Origin of the sequence: Luteibacter sp. UNCMF331Sha3.1 (genome assembly GCF_900109915.1) — a bacterium.
In the GTDB taxonomy this organism is placed as follows: domain Bacteria; phylum Pseudomonadota; class Gammaproteobacteria; order Xanthomonadales; family Rhodanobacteraceae; genus Luteibacter.
Window position 1 is genome coordinate 820,714 of sequence record NZ_FOBU01000002.1, and the last position, 16,380, is coordinate 837,093.

General features: G+C 68.5%; 16 protein-coding genes. 12 read left to right on the top strand and 4 right to left on the bottom strand.

Features of this window, described 5'->3' with window-relative positions; genetic code table 11:
• Positions 1-85: 85 nt before the first annotated feature.
• Positions 86-1,975, bottom strand: coding sequence for a DNA topoisomerase IV subunit B (gene parE / locus BMX32_RS12070; protein ID WP_089979222.1), 1,890 nt, complete (start codon positions 1,973-1,975; stop codon positions 86-88).
• A 208-nt stretch (positions 1,976-2,183) separates the two neighbouring features.
• Positions 2,184-3,983, bottom strand: coding sequence for an aminopeptidase P family protein (locus BMX32_RS12075; protein ID WP_244511513.1), 1,800 nt, complete (start codon positions 3,981-3,983; stop codon positions 2,184-2,186).
• Positions 3,984-4,074: 91 nt separating this feature from the next.
• On the opposite strand from BMX32_RS12075, the gene BMX32_RS12080 reads away from it, so the two are divergent.
• From BMX32_RS12080 to truD, 8 genes are all read left to right on the top strand, one after another.
• Positions 4,075-5,754: a CTP synthase gene (locus BMX32_RS12080; protein WP_089979225.1), complete on the top strand. Its 1,680-nt coding sequence runs from the start codon at positions 4,075-4,077 to the stop codon at positions 5,752-5,754.
• A gap of 95 nt (positions 5,755-5,849) precedes the next feature.
• Positions 5,850-6,233, top strand: a complete 384-nt coding sequence (locus BMX32_RS12085) for a hypothetical protein (RefSeq protein WP_089979227.1) — start codon at positions 5,850-5,852, stop codon at positions 6,231-6,233.
• A gap of 10 nt (positions 6,234-6,243) precedes the next feature.
• Positions 6,244-7,542 (top strand): phosphopyruvate hydratase, encoded by a 1,299-nt coding sequence (eno, locus tag BMX32_RS12090; RefSeq protein WP_089979229.1) that lies wholly within the window; start codon positions 6,244-6,246, stop codon positions 7,540-7,542.
• A gap of 23 nt (positions 7,543-7,565) precedes the next feature.
• Positions 7,566-7,895 (top strand): cell division protein FtsB, encoded by a 330-nt coding sequence (gene ftsB / locus BMX32_RS12095; protein ID WP_089980280.1) that lies wholly within the window; start codon positions 7,566-7,568, stop codon positions 7,893-7,895.
• Entirely contained in the window at positions 7,895-8,584 is a 690-nt protein-coding gene (gene ispD, locus BMX32_RS12100; protein WP_089979231.1) for a 2-C-methyl-D-erythritol 4-phosphate cytidylyltransferase, read from the top strand. The genes ftsB and ispD overlap by 1 nt, the downstream gene beginning before the upstream one ends.
• Positions 8,584-9,057 (top strand): 2-C-methyl-D-erythritol 2,4-cyclodiphosphate synthase, encoded by a 474-nt coding sequence (gene ispF, locus BMX32_RS12105; protein ID WP_089979233.1) that lies wholly within the window; start codon positions 8,584-8,586, stop codon positions 9,055-9,057. Before ispD ends, ispF begins: the two co-directional genes overlap by 1 nt.
• A complete protein-coding gene (gene mgtE, locus BMX32_RS12110; protein ID WP_089979234.1) occupies positions 9,054-10,481 on the top strand; it encodes a magnesium transporter in 1,428 nt (475 codons plus the stop codon). Before ispF ends, mgtE begins: the two co-directional genes overlap by 4 nt.
• Positions 10,482-10,490: 9 nt before the next feature.
• Positions 10,491-11,507 (top strand): tRNA pseudouridine(13) synthase TruD, encoded by a 1,017-nt coding sequence (gene truD, locus BMX32_RS12115; protein ID WP_089979236.1) that lies wholly within the window; start codon positions 10,491-10,493, stop codon positions 11,505-11,507.
• 95 nt (positions 11,508-11,602) lie between these two features.
• On the opposite strand, the gene BMX32_RS12120 is transcribed toward truD, so the two are convergent.
• A complete protein-coding gene (locus BMX32_RS12120; protein WP_089979237.1) occupies positions 11,603-12,145 on the bottom strand; it encodes a Smr/MutS family protein in 543 nt (180 codons plus the stop codon).
• A 149-nt stretch (positions 12,146-12,294) separates the two neighbouring features.
• Here BMX32_RS12120 and surE point away from each other — a divergent pair, with 149 nt between their 5' ends.
• From surE to BMX32_RS12140, 4 genes are read left to right on the top strand one after another with little or no spacing between them, the layout of a single operon-like run.
• Positions 12,295-13,077: a 5'/3'-nucleotidase SurE gene (surE, locus tag BMX32_RS12125; protein ID WP_089979239.1), complete on the top strand. Its 783-nt coding sequence runs from the start codon at positions 12,295-12,297 to the stop codon at positions 13,075-13,077.
• A gap of 4 nt (positions 13,078-13,081) precedes the next feature.
• Complete coding sequence (locus BMX32_RS12130) at positions 13,082-13,762, top strand: protein-L-isoaspartate(D-aspartate) O-methyltransferase (RefSeq protein WP_244511562.1); 681 nt, start codon at positions 13,082-13,084, stop codon at positions 13,760-13,762.
• Between the two features lie 29 nt (positions 13,763-13,791).
• A complete protein-coding gene (locus BMX32_RS12135) occupies positions 13,792-14,400 on the top strand; it encodes a YqaA family protein (protein ID WP_089979240.1) in 609 nt (202 codons plus the stop codon).
• A 29-nt stretch (positions 14,401-14,429) separates the two neighbouring features.
• On the top strand, positions 14,430-15,437 hold the full coding sequence (locus tag BMX32_RS12140; protein ID WP_089980285.1) for a peptidoglycan DD-metalloendopeptidase family protein: 1,008 nt from the start codon (positions 14,430-14,432) through the stop codon (positions 15,435-15,437).
• A 4-nt stretch (positions 15,438-15,441) separates the two neighbouring features.
• Here the strand turns inward: BMX32_RS12140 and panE are convergent, their stop codons facing one another.
• Positions 15,442-16,380, bottom strand: coding sequence for a 2-dehydropantoate 2-reductase (panE, locus tag BMX32_RS12145; protein ID WP_089979242.1), 939 nt, complete (start codon positions 16,378-16,380; stop codon positions 15,442-15,444).

Genomic DNA, 16,380 nt, shown 5'->3' on the forward strand with positions numbered 1-16,380 from the left:
GGTTCCCATCGATGTCGCGATCGTAGCGTCGCCGACGAACGAAACCGGCTTCCGCCGGTTTCGTTCGTCGATCGTGGTCGTCCAATCAGACCTCGAGCGTCGCGAGGTCGCCCTTGTCTTCGAGCCACTGCTTGCGGTCGCCCGCGCGCTTCTTCGCCAGCAGCATGTCCATCAGCTTCTGCGTGCCGTCGTCCTGCTCGACCGTGAGCTGCACGAGGCGGCGCGTATCGGGATGGATGGTGGATTCGCGAAGCTGCGCCGGATTCATTTCGCCGAGGCCCTTGAAGCGCGTGACGGAGACGGCGCCCTTCATCTTTTCGCGCTCGACCTTCTCCAGCATCAGGCGCTTTTCTTCCTCGTCGAGGCAGTAGAAGACCTGCTTGCCCACGTCGACGCGGAACAGCGGCGGCATGGCGACGAAGACGTGGCCTTCGCGCACCAGCGAGGGGAAATGGCGCAGGAACAGCGCGGAAAGCAACGTGGCGATGTGCAGGCCGTCGGAGTCCGCGTCGGCGAGGATCACCACCTTGCCGTAGCGCAGGCCCGAGAGGTCGTCCTTGCCGGGGTCGCAGCCGATGGCGACCGCAAGGTCGTGCACTTCCTGCGACGCCAGCACCGCGGTGGATTCGACTTCCCACGTGTTGAGGATCTTGCCGCGCAGCGGAAGGATCGCCTGGAAGTCCTTGTCGCGCGCCTGCTTGGCCGAGCCGCCCGCCGAATCTCCCTCCACGAGGAAGAGTTCGGTGCGCGTGAGGTCGGTCGCGGCGCAGTCGGCGAGCTTGCCGGGCAGGGCGGGGCCCTGCGTGATCTTCTTGCGCACCACCTGCTTGGCGGCCTTGAGACGCGCGCTGGCGCGCTCGATGGCGAGCTGGGCGATCTTCTCGCCGAGATCGACGTGCTGGTTCAGCCAGAGGCTGAACGCGTCGTGCACGACGCCTTCGACGATGCCGGCCGCATTGCGCGACGACAGGCGTTCCTTGGTCTGGCCGGCGAACTGGGCATCCTGCAGCTTCACGCTGAGCACGAACGCGAGGCGCTCCCAGACGTCTTCCGGCGCGAGCTTCACGCCACGCGGAAGCAGGTTGCGGAGATCGCAGAATTCGCGGATGGCATTCGTGAGGCCGGAACGCAGGCCGTTGACGTGCGTGCCGCCCTGCGCGGTCGGAATGAGGTTGACGTAGCTCTCCTGTACGAGCTCGCCTTCCGGCAGCCACGCCAGGGCGACGTCGACGGCATCCGTCTCGCGCGCGAAATGCTTCACGAAGAGATTGGCCGGCAACGCCTCGGCGCCCTGCAGTTCGCCGCGAAGGTAATCCGGCAGGCCGTCTTCGAAGTACCACTCGGTGGTTTCGCCGGTGGACTCGTCGAGCAGGCGCACCGTGAGACCCGCGCAGAGCACGGCCTTCGCGCGCAGCAGGTGCTTCAGGCGCGAGACGAGGATCTTCGGCGTGTCGAAGTACTTCGGGTCGGGCCAGAAGCGCAGCGTCGTGCCGGTCTTCTTCCGGGGCACGCTGCCGATGACGTCGAGTTCGCTGGCGCGATCGCCGTTGGCGAAGCTCATGCGGAACTCCTGCCCTTCGCGACGGATGGTGACGTCGACGCGCGTGGACAGCGCGTTGACTACCGACACGCCGACGCCGTGCAGGCCGCCCGAGAACGCGTAGTTCTTGTTCGAGAACTTGCCGCCCGCGTGCAGGCGCGTGAGGATCAGCTCGACGCCCGGCACCTTTTCTTCCGGATGGATGTCCACCGGCATGCCGCGACCGTCGTCGGTCACTTCCACCGAGCCGTCGTTGAACACGGTGACGTCGATCGTCTTCGCATGTCCGGCCAGGGCTTCGTCGACCGAGTTGTCGATGACTTCCTGCGCGAGGTGGTTCGGGCGCGAGGTGTCGGTGTACATGCCGGGGCGGCGCTTGACCGGGTCGAGACCGCTGAGGACTTCGATGTCTGAGGCGTTGTAGCGAGTATTCATTAGGTATCGAGGCCGTTCGTAGCCGGGCAGGATGGGGTTTGCGGACCGGGATGGTCAAGCCTGCGGGTTTCACGGGCTGAGACGCCGAGGTGCGTCACCCGCACGGCCGGTTCTTGGTGGGAGCCAGCCTGCTGGCGATGGGTGCTTGCCGCGAGCACCCTTCGCCAGCAGGCTGGCTCCCACCCATCGAGCCTTCGGTCGGCCGGTTTCACAACGGCGCGCAGTGCCACTCCAGCCATGCGCGGTCCGCGCCGTCGAGCAGCGGCGAAAGCGCGGCGCGTACCGTGGCGTGGTAATCGTCCAGCCAGGCGCGCTCCGAGGGCTCCAGCAAGCGAGGCTCCAGGCCGCGCCGGTCGAAGGGGCAGAGCGTGAGCGTCTCGAAGGCGTAGAAATCGCCGAATTCCGTGCTGTCGGCCTGCGTGACCACCGCGAGGTTCTCGTGGCGGATGCCGTAGCGGCCCGGTTTGTACAGGCCCGGCTCGATGGACGTGATCATGCCGGTCTCGAGTGGGACCAGCGCGCCACCCGCCACGGGCGGACGGATACCGTGCGGACCCTCGTGGACGTTGAGGAAGTAGCCCACGCCATGGCCGGTGCCGTGGCCGAAGTCCATGCCGGCCGCCCAGAGCGGCGCGCGGGCGAGGGCGTCTAGCTGGGGGCCGCTGGCGCCTTTCGGGAAGCGCGCGCGGGACAGCGCGATCATGCCCTTCAGCACGAGCGTCGAGTCGCGGCGCTGCTCGTCGGTGACGGGACCGAGCGCGAGCACGCGCGTGATGTCCGTCGTGCCGCCCAGGTACTGGCCGCCCGAGTCGACGAGCAGAAGCCCTTTCGCCTCGAGCCGGCTGAAACCGGCCTCGGTGGCGCGGTAATGCGGCAGGGCGCCGTTGGCCTGGTAGCCGGCGATGGTCGAGAAGCTTTCGCCGACGAAGCCCGTCTGCCGGGCACGCGCCTCGCGGACAATCGTGTCGACGTCGAGCTCGGTCAGCGGCTCGCCGGCTGCCAGGCCCGTCTCGATGCGGCGGAACGCTTGCACGAGGGCGGCGCCGTCCCGACGCATCGCGTCGCGGATGTGATCGAGCTGTTCGGGTGTCTTGCAGGCCTTCTGCGCGGTGGACGGGCTGGGCGCGCGTACGTGGCGGACCGCGGCGGGCAGGCCTTCCAGCAGTGCGACGACCACGCGGCCGGCGTCGTACATCAGGGTGGCGTCGTCGGGCAGCGCGGCGATGGCGGAGGCGGCGGTGCCGTAGTCGGCCAGGCCGATGCCATCGGCGGCCAGTGCCGCCTTCACGTCGGCCGGCACCTTCGCCGCGTCGATGAACAGCGTCGCCGTCGACTCGCCGACGAGCAGGTGCGCGAGGAAGACCGGGTTGTAGTCGACGTCGGCACCGCGCAGGTTCGTCAGCCATGCGATGTCGTCGAGGCTGGAGAGCAGGTGGTGCGTGGCGCCCGCGCGGCGCATGGCGTGACGGACATGACGCAGCTTGTCGGCACGCTCGACGGCGGCGAACGGCGCCGCATGTGCGAAGACGGGCGAATCGGGGCGGGCAGGTCGGTCGGTCCACGCCGTGCCGGCGAGGTCGAGATCGGTGCGCAGCCGGGCACCGGCCGTCGCGAGCCGGCTGGCCAGGCTCTCGGCGCCCGCCATGGACAGACTGTCGCCGGCCACCGCCACCGTGTCGCCTTCGGCGAGCTGTCCGGCCAGCCAGCCGACGTGCTCGGGCGTGTGCGCCACGTTCAGTTTCATGAGGGGCAGGTCGCTCCCCGCCAGCTCGTTCTCCGCCTGGGCGAAATACCGCGAATCGGTCCACAGGCCGCCGCCCGTGGCGGTCACCACGAGGGTTCCCGACGATCCGGTGAAGCCGGAGTACCACTGGCGGCCCTGCCAGCGGGGCGGCAGGTATTCGGACAGGTGGGGATCGGCGGTGGGGACGACGACGGCGGCGACGCCTTCGCGGGCCATGGCGGCGCGAAGGGCCTGGAGGCGGGCGGGGATCGGTGATGGGCTCATGGCGGCCATGGTAACGAGTTTCCATTCAGGTCCCACTCGCGGGGGCGGCCCTGCTTGGGTAAAATACAAATTTCCAGCACTGGCTGCTCGCATGACTCCCCTGATTTTCGTCACCGGCGGTGTGGTGTCTTCCCTCGGGAAAGGCATCGCAGCGGCTTCGCTTGCGTCCATTCTCGAGGCGCGCGGTCTCTCCGTGACCATGATGAAGCTCGATCCGTACATCAACGTGGATCCGGGCACCATGAGTCCCTTCCAGCACGGCGAGGTGTACGTCACCGACGACGGCGCGGAGACCGACCTCGACCTCGGCCACTACGAGCGCTTCGTCCGCACGCGCCTGACGGGCAAGAATTCCATCACCGCTGGCAAGATCTACGAATCCGTGATCCGCAAGGAGCGCCGCGGCGATTACCTCGGTGCCACCGTGCAGGTCATCCCGCACATCACCGACGAGATCAAGCACTCCATCCACGAGGCCACCCGCGGCTTCGATGTGGCGCTGGTCGAGATCGGCGGCACCGTCGGCGACATCGAGTCGCTGCCGTTCCTCGAGGCCATCCGTCAGCTGCGCATCGAGCACGGCCCGGAAAAGTGCATGTTCGTGCACCTCACACTGGTGCCCTTCATCAAGGCGGCGGGCGAGATCAAGACCAAGCCGACGCAGCATTCGGTGAAGGAACTGCGCTCCATCGGTATCCAGCCCGACGTCCTCCTGTGCCGCTGCGAAGAGCCGCTGCCGGACGGCGAACGCCACAAGATCGCGCTGTTCACCAACGTGCCGAAGAACGCCGTCATCAGCACGATCGACGTCGACGTCATCTACAAGCTGCCGATGTGGCTGCACGAGCAGGGCCTCGACGAACTCGTCATCAAGCGCCTCGGCCTCGACGCCGGCCCGGCCGATCTCACGAGCTGGACGCGCACGGTCGAAGCCGTGGAGCACCCGCGCGACGAGATCACGGTGGCCATCGTCGGCAAGTACGTCGAACACAAGGACGCCTACAAGTCCCTGGGCGAGGCGCTGCGTCATGGCGGCATCAAGCAGTCGACGCGCGTGAACCTCAACTGGGTCGACTCCGAGGACGTCGAGGCGCGCGGCGCCCGCGCCGTGCTGGGCGATTCCGACGCCATCCTCGTGCCGGGCGGGTTCGGCAAGCGTGGCTTCGAAGGCAAGATCCTCGCCGCGCAGTACGCGCGCGAGGCGGGTGTGCCTTACTTCGGCATCTGCTATGGCATGCATGCCGCCGTGGTCGAGTTCGCGCGCAACACCGCGGGCCTGACGCAGGCCGACTCGAGCGAGAACGACCGCAACACGCCCGACCCGGTCATCGCGCTGATCACCGAGTGGACCACCGCCACCGGCGACACCGAAGTCCGCAGCGAGCGTTCCGATCTCGGCGGCACCATGCGCCTCGGCGCGCAGGAAGCCCGCCTCAAGTCCGGCACGCTCGCGCGCGAACTCTACGGCGAAGACGTCGTCCGCGAGCGCCATCGTCACCGCTACGAGTTCAACAACCGCTACCGCCAGTCGTTCGAGGACCTCGGCCTCGTCATCTCCGGCAAGTCGATGGACGACCTCCTCGTCGAGATCGTCGAGCTCCCGCGCCAGGTGCACCCGTGGTTCCTCGGTTGCCAGGCGCATCCCGAGTTCACGTCCACGCCGCGCGAGGGCCATCCGCTCTTCATCGGCTTCGTTCGCGCCGCGCGCGAGTACAAGGCCGTGCGCGACGGCGAGAGGCTCGCCACGCGTTCCGAGGAATCGGCCGCCTGATCGTTCCTCCGGAACGGTATGATTGACGAATCCGGCGCGCCTGCGCCGGCATGGCCTTGGCAGGGGCGCACGTGCCCCGGGGAGACGCAGCCGCGATGAGCGACCACAACGCGATCCATAGCGCCGGCGAGTCGCGCCAGCGCGCGGCACGCCTGCCGCAATCGGGTCTCGGTATCGCGTCGTTCGTCATCGCCCTCGTCTCCGGCCTGGTCGTGCTGGCCGGCATCGCCTTTTCCGCGCTCATGATCGCCTCGGGCGATCCCGACCAGCACATGCCCGTGTTCGGCGTGATCGGTCTCGTCGTCACGGCGTTCCTCCTGCTGTCCCTCGTCGGCCTGGTGCTCGGCTTCATCGCGCTGCGCCGGCAGGATCGCCGCCGCACGTTCGGCGCGATCGGCCTCGGGCTCAACGCACTCATCCTCGTCGGTACCGTGGGCCTCGCGCTCGTCGGTACCTTCTTCAGTCATTCCAACTCGTAACGGGAAGCGCATGACCACGTCCATCACCAAGATCCACGCCCGCGAAATCCTCGATTCCCGCGGCAATCCGACCCTCGAAGCCGAAGTCACGCTCGCCGACGGTTCGTTCGGCCGCGCCGCGGTGCCGAGCGGCGCCTCCACCGGCACACGCGAAGCGGTCGAGCTGCGCGACGGCGACAAGGGCCGCTACGGCGGCAAGGGCGTCACGAAGGCGGTCGCCAACGTCAACGGCGAGATCGCGAAGGCGCTCGCCGGTTACGACGCGGTCGATCAGAAGGGCCTCGACGCGAAGCTCATCGCCCTCGACGGCACGGACAACAAGGGCCGGCTGGGCGCGAACGCGCTGCTCGGCGTCTCGATGGCCGCCGCGCACGCCGCGGCCGCGTCGAAGAAACAGGCGCTCTGGCAGTACCTCATGGTCGATGGCGGCGGCTCGCTGCCGGTGCCGATGATGAACATCATCAACGGCGGTGCCCACGCCGACAACAACGTCGACGTGCAGGAGTTCATGGTGCTGCCGGTCGGCGCGCCCACGTTCGCCGAGGCGCTGCGTCACGGCGCCGAGATCTTCCACGCGCTGAAGTCGGTGCTGAAGGGGCGTGGCCTGAACACGGCGGTAGGCGACGAAGGCGGCTTCGCGCCGAACCTCAAGTCGAACGTGGAAGCGCTCGACACGATCCTCGAAGCGGTGAACAGGGCTGGCTTCAAGGTCGGTAGCGACATCCTGCTCGGCCTCGACGTGGCTAGCTCGGAGTTCTTCAAGAACGGCAAGTACGATCTCGAAGGCGAAGGGAAGGTCTTCACGCCGGAGCAGTGGGTCGACACGCTCGCCTCGTGGGCGAAGCAGTACCCGATCGTCACCATCGAAGACGGCATGGCCGAAGGCGACTGGGACGGCTGGGCACACCTGACCAGGGTGGTGGACGGCGGCATCCAGCTCGTCGGCGACGACCTGTTCGTCACCAACCCGAAGATCTTCCAGGAAGGCATCGACAAGAAGATCGCCAACGCCATCCTGATCAAGGTCAACCAGATCGGCACGTTGTCGGAAACGCTCGAGGCCATCGCGATGGCCGACCGCGCGAAGTACGCGGCGATCGTGTCGCACCGCTCGGGCGAGACGGAAGACACCACCATTTCCGACATCGCCGTGGCGACCACCGCGACGCAGATCAAGACGGGTTCGCTCTGCCGCACGGACCGCGTGGCCAAGTACAACCAGCTGCTGCGCATCGAGGAAGCCCTCGGGGCGAAGGCGACGTACGCCGGTCGCAAGGCGTTCCCGAACCTGTCCAAGCTGCCGGGCTGAGTCGCGTCTTGAGCAACGCGGCAATCCTGCGCTGGATCGGCCTGATCCTCGTCGTCGTCCTCATCGCGCTGCAGCTGAAGCTGTGGGTCGGCGGTGGGGGCATGGCCGAGGTCGAGTCGTTGCGCGCGTCGGTCGCCAAACAGACCGAGGAGAACGCGGGGCTGCAGAAGCGTAACCAGGCGCTCGCCGCCGACGTGGAAGACCTGAAGCACGGCGAGCAGGCGACCGAAGCGCGGGCGCGCCAGGAGCTCGGGCTGGTGAAGCCGGGCGAAACGTTCTACCAGGTGGTGGAGCCCGGCGCCGCGACCACGGCGCCTCCGCCTCCGCCGCCCGCTACCGCCGGCGAGCAGTGATGGACGCGCTGTGGTGCGTGCTTCCCGCCGCCGGCAGGGGCGTCCGGGCCGGCGGCGATCGGCCGAAGCAATACCAGCTGATCGCCGGCCGTCCGATGATCGAGCACACGCTCGAGCGTCTGGCGGCGCATCCGGGCATCGCCGGCCTCGTGCTGTCGCTCGCCGCGGGCGACGACACGTTCGCGGGTATCGACACGATCGGCGGCAAACCGCTGCGGGTGACCGTGGGCGGTGGGGAGCGCAGCGATTCGGTGCTGGCGGGGCTGCTCGCCCTGCCGGCGCATGTGGACGACGACGCGTTCGTGCTGGTGCACGACGCCGCGCGGCCCTGTGTGCGGGCGGGCGACATTGCCCGGCTGATCGATCTGGCGGGGCAGGCCGATGGCGGGCTGCTGGGTGCGCCGCTGCGCGATACGCTCAAACGCGCCGACGACGCCGGGCGCAGCGTGGCCACCGAACCGCGCGAGGCGCGCTGGCGCGCGTTCACGCCCCAGATGTTCCGCCGCGGCGCGCTCACGCATGCACTTCGCCTTGCCGGCGCGGCGGGTATCGTCGTCAGCGACGAAGCCATGGCCATGGAGCGTATCGGCGTGGCGCCGCTGCTCGTGGAAGGATCGGAAGACAACATCAAGGTCACCACGCCAGCCGATTTCGCGCTGGCGGAGTTCCTGCTCGAGAGGACACGGTAATGCGCATTGGCCAGGGATTCGACGTTCACGCGTTCGGTGAGGGCGATCACGTGATGCTGGGCGGCGTTCGCGTGCCGCACGGGCAGGGCGTGCTCGCGCATTCGGATGGCGACGTCGTGCTGCATGCGCTGTGCGACGCGCTGCTCGGCGCGCTCGCGCTCGGGGATATCGGCAAGCACTTCCCGCCGTCCGACGAGACATGGCGCGGCGCGGACAGCCGCGTGTTCGTGCGCGAGGTGGCGGCGATGCTCGCCGCGCGTGGCTACACGCTCGGCAACGCCGACATCACGGTGATCTGCGAAGCACCGAAGGTGGGCCCCCATGCGGCGGCCATGCGCACGCTGATCGCCGGGGATCTCGGCGTGGACGTCGATCGCATCAGCATCAAGGCCACCACCACCGAGACGCTGGGCTTCACCGGTCGCCGCGAGGGCATCGCGGCGCTCGCGACGGTGCTGGTGCTCCGCGCATGAGCGAGAACGAATCGCGCGCTTCGACGCCTCGCCTGCACGACAGGCTCGAGGCGATCACCGAACTGTTGCGCCGGCGCGAAGGCCTGGTCGAGTTCGTGGGCGGCGTGCCCGACGGCAACGACTCCGCGCTCGACGCGACGGATGCGGAACTGCAGGCGCGCCTCGACGAACTCCATCCGGCCGACCTCGCCGACGTGCTCGAGTCGCTGCCGCTGGAGGATCGTCTTGCCGTCTGGCAACGCGTGCGCTCCGATCGCGACGGCGACATCCTGCTCGAGGTATCGGATTCCGTCCGCGAATCGCTGATCGCGGACATGGACGACCGCGAGATCCTCGCGGCCGTCGAGCCGCTGGACGCGGACGAACTCGCCGACCTCGTCGACGACCTGCCCACCGAGGTGCTGCCCGAGCTGATGGCCAGCCTCGATGCGCAGGACCGCGAGCGCGTGCAGGCCGCGATGTCCTACGAGGACGACCAGGTCGGCGCGCTCATGGACTTCGACATGGTCACCATCCGCGAGGACATCAGCCTCGAGGTGGTCCTCCGCTACCTGCGCCGGTTCGACGAACTGCCGGCGCAGACGGACAAGCTCTTCGTGGTCAACGGCGAAAGCGTGCTCACGGGCGTACTGCCGCTGCACTGGCTGCTGGTGAATCCGCCCGAGAAGATGGTGCACGAGATCATGGCGCCGGACGTCAACACGTTCCGGCCTGAAGACGACGCGTACGACGTGGCGCAGGCGTTCGAACGCTACGATCTCGTCACCGCGCCGGTGGTCGACGCGCAGCAGCGCCTGATCGGCCGTATCGCCGTGGACGCGATGCTCGACTTCATCCGCGAGGAAAGCGAGACCGAAGCGCTCTCGCGCGGCGGTCTGCGCGAAGAGGAAGACATCTTCGCCTCCGTGTGGAAATCGGTGCGCAACCGCTGGGCGTGGCTGGCGATCAACCTCGTCACGGCGTTCATCGCGTCGCGCGTGATCGGCCTGTTCGAGCACTCGATCGAGAAGCTCGTGGCCCTCGCGGCGCTGATGCCGATCGTGGCGGGCATCGGCGGTAACTCCGGCAACCAGACGATCACGATGATCGTGCGCGCGATGGCGCTCGAACAGGTCGGCGTGTCGCAGGCGAAGCGCCTGTGGCGCAAGGAGCTGGGCGTCTCGCTGGTGAACGGCATCGTCTGGGGCGGCGCCATCGGCATCGTGGCGTGGTTGCTCTATGGCAGCGTGTCGCTGGGCCTGGTGATGACGTGCGCGATGACCCTGAACCTCCTGCTCGCCGCCTTCATGGGCGTCGGCATTCCCATGCTGATGGTCAAGCTGGGTCGCGATCCCGCGCTGGGTTCCAGCGTGCTCATCACCGCGATGACCGATAGCGGCGGCTTCTTCATCTTCCTTGGTCTCGCCACCATCTTCCTGCTTTAGGCCGTACCCATGAGCGACAACGTACTTCCCTTCGCCTTCGGCACGCCGCCGCTCACGGCGCGACTCCGCACGACGCCGGAAGACTTCTTCGTCGACGAGGTGCTGGGTTACGAACCCGATGGTTCGGGCGAGCACGCGTTCCTGCGCGTGGAGAAGCGCGGCGCGAACACCGACTGGGTGGCGCGCGAGCTCGCGAAGTTCGCCGGCACCGCGCCGATGAACGTCGGTTACGCCGGGATGAAGGACCGCCACGCCGTGACGCGCCAGGTGTTCACGGTGCATCTGCCGGGCAAGGCCGATCCGGACTGGTCCGCGTTTCCGCATGCGGACGTGACGGTGGAATCGCTGGGCCGGCACTCGCGCAAGATCAAGCGCGGCGCGCTGCGCGGTAACCGTTTCGTGCTGGTGCTGCGCGAGATCGAAGGCGGCCGTGCCGAGGCGGAAGCGCGGCTGACCGCCATCGCCGCGCGCGGCGTGCCGAACTACTTCGGCGAGCAGCGCTTCGGTCTCGGCGGCGGCAATGTCGCGCAGGCGAAGGCGATGTTCGCGGGCCGTCGCGTCGATCGCGACAAGCGGTCGATCCTGCTGTCCGCCGCGCGCTCGCACATCTTCAACGGCGTGCTCGCGGAGCGCGTCGTGGCGGCTACCTGGGATGCACCGATGGACGGCGAGATATGGTCGCTCGACGGCTCGCGTTCGTGGTTCGGGCCCCAGCCGTTCGACGACACGCTCGCCGAGCGTCTGGGCCGCTTCGACATCCATCCGTCGGGCCCGTTGTGGGGCAGCGGTGAGCCCCCCTCTGGCGGCGCCGTGGCCGAGCTCGAGCGCGCCGTCGCGGCGCGCGACGACGATATCGCGAGGGGACTCGCGGGCGCGCGGATGGATCAGGAACGCCGCGCGCTGCGCCTGCAGCCGCGCGATCTCGCCTGGCGCTGGCGCGACGACGGCGCGCTGGAGGTGTCCTTCGGCCTGCCGGCCGGAGCGTACGCGACGACGGTGATCCGGGAGCTGGCCGCCACGACGTGATGTGTCGCCCGGCGGGAGCCAGCCTGCTGGCGAAGGGCGCTCGCCGCGAGCACCCTTCGCCAGCAGGCTGGCTCCCACCATCGACCTCGTAGCACTCAGCCCTTCAGCAGCACCACCACCGCGCCCGTGCCGCCCTGCATCGGCCGCGCCGACGCAAAGGCGACCACGTCGTCGCGACGCCGCAGCAACCGATCCGTCAGCCCCTTCAGCACCGGGCCCGCCGCCTTCGACCGCAACCCCTTGCCATGGATGATCCGCACGCAGCGGATACCGTCGTGCCGGCACTCGGCCAGGAATTCCGCGATGGTGAGTTGCGCGGCGGCCGCGTTCATCTGGTGGAGGTCAACGTCGGCCTGGATGCTGAACTGGCCGCGCTTGAGCTGCTTCAGCAGTTTCGGGGGATAGCCGTCGCGCAGGAACGAGAGTTCCTCGCCGACCTCGAGGTCCGCCGGATCGTAATCGAACACGAGCGACTCCGCCGGCACCGCGGCTTCGTCCGCGTCGCGCATGTGCGGGTGCGGCTCCGGGCGGGGGCGGTCCGGCACGTCGTGAACCGGCGCCATCGGACGCACGTCGCCGATGGCCTCGCGAAAGAGGCGGCTGTCGTCTTCGTGGATGCGGGGTGGGCGACGTGACATCGGCTCATCCTACGGGATGTGGTCGGAACGCGGGGTTGCGGGAACGTGGCGACCGTCGTGAATCCGGCTGGCCGGTCCGGTAGACTTGGGACGCTCAGGCGGTCCTCATCACGTGGGGCCGCCGCACCCGTTTTTCGATCTGGATCAGCATGCAAGTTCTGGTTAGCAACGACGACGGCGTGGAGGCCCCCGGCATCCAGGTGCTGGCCGGGCGTCTGGCCGAGTTCGGTACCGTGACGGTCGTCGCGCCCGATCGCGACCGTTCGGGCGCGAGCAACTCGCTCACGCTCGATTCGCCCATCCGCGTGCACCGTCTCGACAACGGTGCGTATCGGGTCGCCGGTACGCCGACCGACTGCGTGCACCTCGCCCTCTCCGGTCTGCTCGATCATGAGACCGACATCGTCGTCTCCGGCATCAACAACGTCGCGAACCTCGGCGACGACGTGATCTATTCCGGCACGGTGTCGGCGGCCATGGAGGGTCGGTTCCTCGGCCTTCCGGCCATCGCCGTGTCGCTGGTGACGCGCGAAGGTTCCGGTCGTCATTTCGACACCGCGGCCACCGCCGTGCTGATGCTGATGCGTCGCCTCATCGTCGATCCCTTGCCGGCCGATACGATCCTCAACGTCAACGTGCCCGACCTGCCGTGGATCGACGTTCGCGGCTTCGAGGTCACGCGCCTCGGCAAGCGTCATCGTTCGGCGCCGGCGGTGCGCAGCCTCGACCCGCGTGGCCGGGAGATGTGGTGGATCGGTCCGCCCGGCGAGATCGACGACGAAGGCCCCGGCACCGATTTCGACGCCGTGCGACGTGGCTACGTGTCCGTGACGCCGATCCACACCGATCTCACACGCGTCCAGGCGCTGGAAAAAGTGAGCAGCTGGATGCTCGCGCTCTCGTCCGGCATGGACGACGAGGAGGCGGCCTGACGTGGTGAACCTGCACGCGTTACCACCCTCCGCGCTGCGCGGCGAAGGCATGACCTCGCAGCGTGCCCGCGACCGCCTCGTCGCGAAGCTGGCGGAAGAGGGCATCCGCGACGAACGCGTGCTGGAGGTCATCCGCCAGCTGCCCCGTCATCATTTCATCGATCAGGCGCTGCACTCGCGCGCCTACGAAAACACGGCGCTGCCGATCGGTCACGGCCAGACGATCTCCCAGCCGTGGATCGTCGCACGCATGACCGAGGCCCTGATCGAACACGGCGTGCCCGAGCGGGTGCTCGAAATCGGCACCGGCTCCGGCTACCAGGCCGCGGTGCTCGCGGGCGTGGTGCCCACCGTGTACACCGTCGAGCGGATCGAGGAGCTCCTGCGTCAGGCGCGCCGTCGTTTCCGTCAGCTGGGCATCGAGAACCTGCGCTCGCGTCACGACGACGGCAAGCTGGGCTGGGAATCCGACGCTCCGTTCGACGGCATCATCCTCACCGCCGCCGGCGACCGCGTGCCGGCGAAACTCCTCGATCAGCTGAAGCCCGGTGGCGTGCTCGTCGCGCCGGTGGGCAGTCCGAGCCAGCAGGTGCTCGTGCGCCTGCGCAAGGGCACCGATGGCGAGGTGGTCCGTGAGGACCTCGGCGCCGTCAGTTTCGTTCCGCTGCTCGGCGGCATCGGCTGATGCCCTTACTCCACAAGGAAAACCGCTGAATGCGGCTGTTCTCTTCGCTCTACGAGCGCGCCATCGTCTGGGCCCGTCATCGCCACGCGGTGCGCTACCTCGCCGGTCTTTCCTTCGTCGAAGCCTTCATCTTTCCGGTGATGCCGGAGGTGATGCTCGCGCCGATGATGCTCGCCGAACCGCGCAAGGCGTTCCGCTACGCGAACTGGAGCCTGCTGTTCTCGCTGCTGGGTTCCCTCGTGGGCTATGGGCTCGGCTACTTCGCCTTCGAGGCGCTGAAGCCGCTGCTGGATTCGATGCACCTGCTCGCGCCGATCCTCAAGGGCGTGGAAAACCTTCAGAAGGACATGCAGGCGCATTCGCTGGGGCTCTACATCGTGCTGGCGATGGCCGCGCTGCAGCCCGTGGTGCCGATGAAATTCGTGACCTGGGCGGCCGGCATCGTCGGCGTGCCCCTGTTGCCGTTCGTGCTGTGCATGCTCATCGGTCGTGGCAAGCGCGTATGGCTGCTCGCGCTGCTGGTGCGGATCTTCGGCGAGCGGGCCGAGCAGATGCTGCGCAAACACATCGAGTGGATAGGCTGGGCTGTTATCGTAGCGATCATCCTGCTGGCCGGCTGGTGGTTCCTGTTGCGATGAGTGACCGTGAAAGGAGATCCGCGATGCTCATGACCCGAGCGCTGCCGCTGGCCGCCACGATGGCGGCCGTCCTCGCGATGAGCGGCTGCGGCATCGAACGCAGTTCCGTCGTGGTCACCCGCAGTCCCGGTACGTACGAGCCCGCGAGGGCCGCGACGCCCCCGCCGCCGCCGGGCGGCAGCTACCGCGTGAGCAAGGGCGATACCCTCTACAGCATCGCCTTCCGCAACAAGGTCGATTTCCGCGATCTCGCCAGCTGGAACGGCATCGCGTCTCCGTACACGATCTGGCCGGGACAGGAACTGCGCCTGTCGCCGCCGGGCGGCGCGTCGCGCACGACCGTGTCCGCACCTCCGAAACCCACGGCACCCGTGGTGGTCGCCACGCCGCCACCGGCCGCCACCCACCCGAACACGCCACCGCCGGCGGGTCAGCCGGGCTTCGCGCCCGTGACCGAGGCCGACGCCGCGCCGCCGCCGGCCATAGTTGCCGCGCCCGCGCCGGCGACGACCACGAACACGCCGGTCGTCGTGGCAGGCAAGCCGGCGGAATCGGTGGTCCCCCCGGCCGTCGCACCGTCCGCGCCCGCGTCTCAGCCGCCCGCCCCGGTGGAAAACCCACCGGCTTCGACGCCCGTCGTCGCGACGGGCGCCACGCGCAGCGCGGGTGGCATCGCGTGGCGATGGCCGGCGGACGGTTCACTGATCAAGAAGTTCTCGTCCAGCGACGCGATTCCGGGCATCGAAGTGGCCGGCAAGGCGGGCGACCCGGTACGCGCGGCCGCCGACGGCGTGGTCGTGTACAGCGGCAACGGTCTCGTCGGTTACGGCGAGCTCGTGATCATCAAGCACAGCGACAGCTTCCTTTCCGCGTACGGCCATAACCGCAAGCGTCTGGTTAAGGAAGGCGAGAAGGTGAAGGCGGGGCAGACCGTCGCGGAAATGGGCTCGACCGGCGCCGCGCGCGACGAGTTGCAGTTCCAGATCCGGCGCGACGGCAACCCGGTCGACCCGCTGCAGTACCTGCCGCCGAAGTAGGCGCTCAGGCCCCTTCGCGGGCGCGGCGCGCCTCGTGCGCCTGAAGATGCGCGAAGGCGACCTCCAGCATCGGCGACGGTACGGCGGCCTCGCGCGCGCGTCGCAGCATGTCGCCGACGATGTGGTCGGCTTCGACGCGCTGTCCGGATTCGAGATCGCGAAGCATCGACGCGGTGAGCGGCGAGCCCTCCTGCGTCAGGGTCTTCCAGGCGAACGAGCGTGCGTTGTCGGGCACGGCATGGCCGGACGCGCGAGCGACGCCGAGACATTCCTCGTACATCCGCTCCACGAGGTGCCGGCCGTCGTGCGTCGACACGATGTCGCCCACGCTCGCGCGGAACAGGCATGTGGCACCGGCGAGGGTCGCGAGGAACGAGAACTTCGCCCAGAGGTCGCGATGGATGTCGGTGGACAGCGTGTGGTCGACATGCGCGCGGGCGAGTTCCGCGGCGAAGGCGTCACAGCGCCCGCCGTGTTTGCCGCCATCGCGTTCGCCGAACGTGATCGAGGCGCCATTGCCGAAATGGATGATTTCTCCCGCGCTGCCCTTGGCCGCGCTGATGACGCAGAGGCCCCCGATGATCCTGTCCGCGCCGAAGCGGCGATCGAGGGCCGGGTAATGCGCCAGCCCGTTGAGGATGGGGAGAATGGCGGTGCCGTCACCGACGGCGGGGTCGATCGCTTCGATCGCCGAGTGCAGGTCGTAGGCCTTGCACGAGAGCAGCACCAGGTCGAACGGGCCGGCCGCGCCGACGGTGTCGGCCGTGGTATGGCGGACCGACACGGTCGCATCGCCGAACGGGCTGCGGATCACGAGACCGTGTGCCTCGAGGGCCTGCGCGCGTTCCGGGCGGACGAGGAAGGTCGTATCCACGCCGGCCTGGGCGAGCCGGCCACCGAAGTAGCCACCCGTCCCGCCGGCGCCCAGCACGAGGATGCGCAT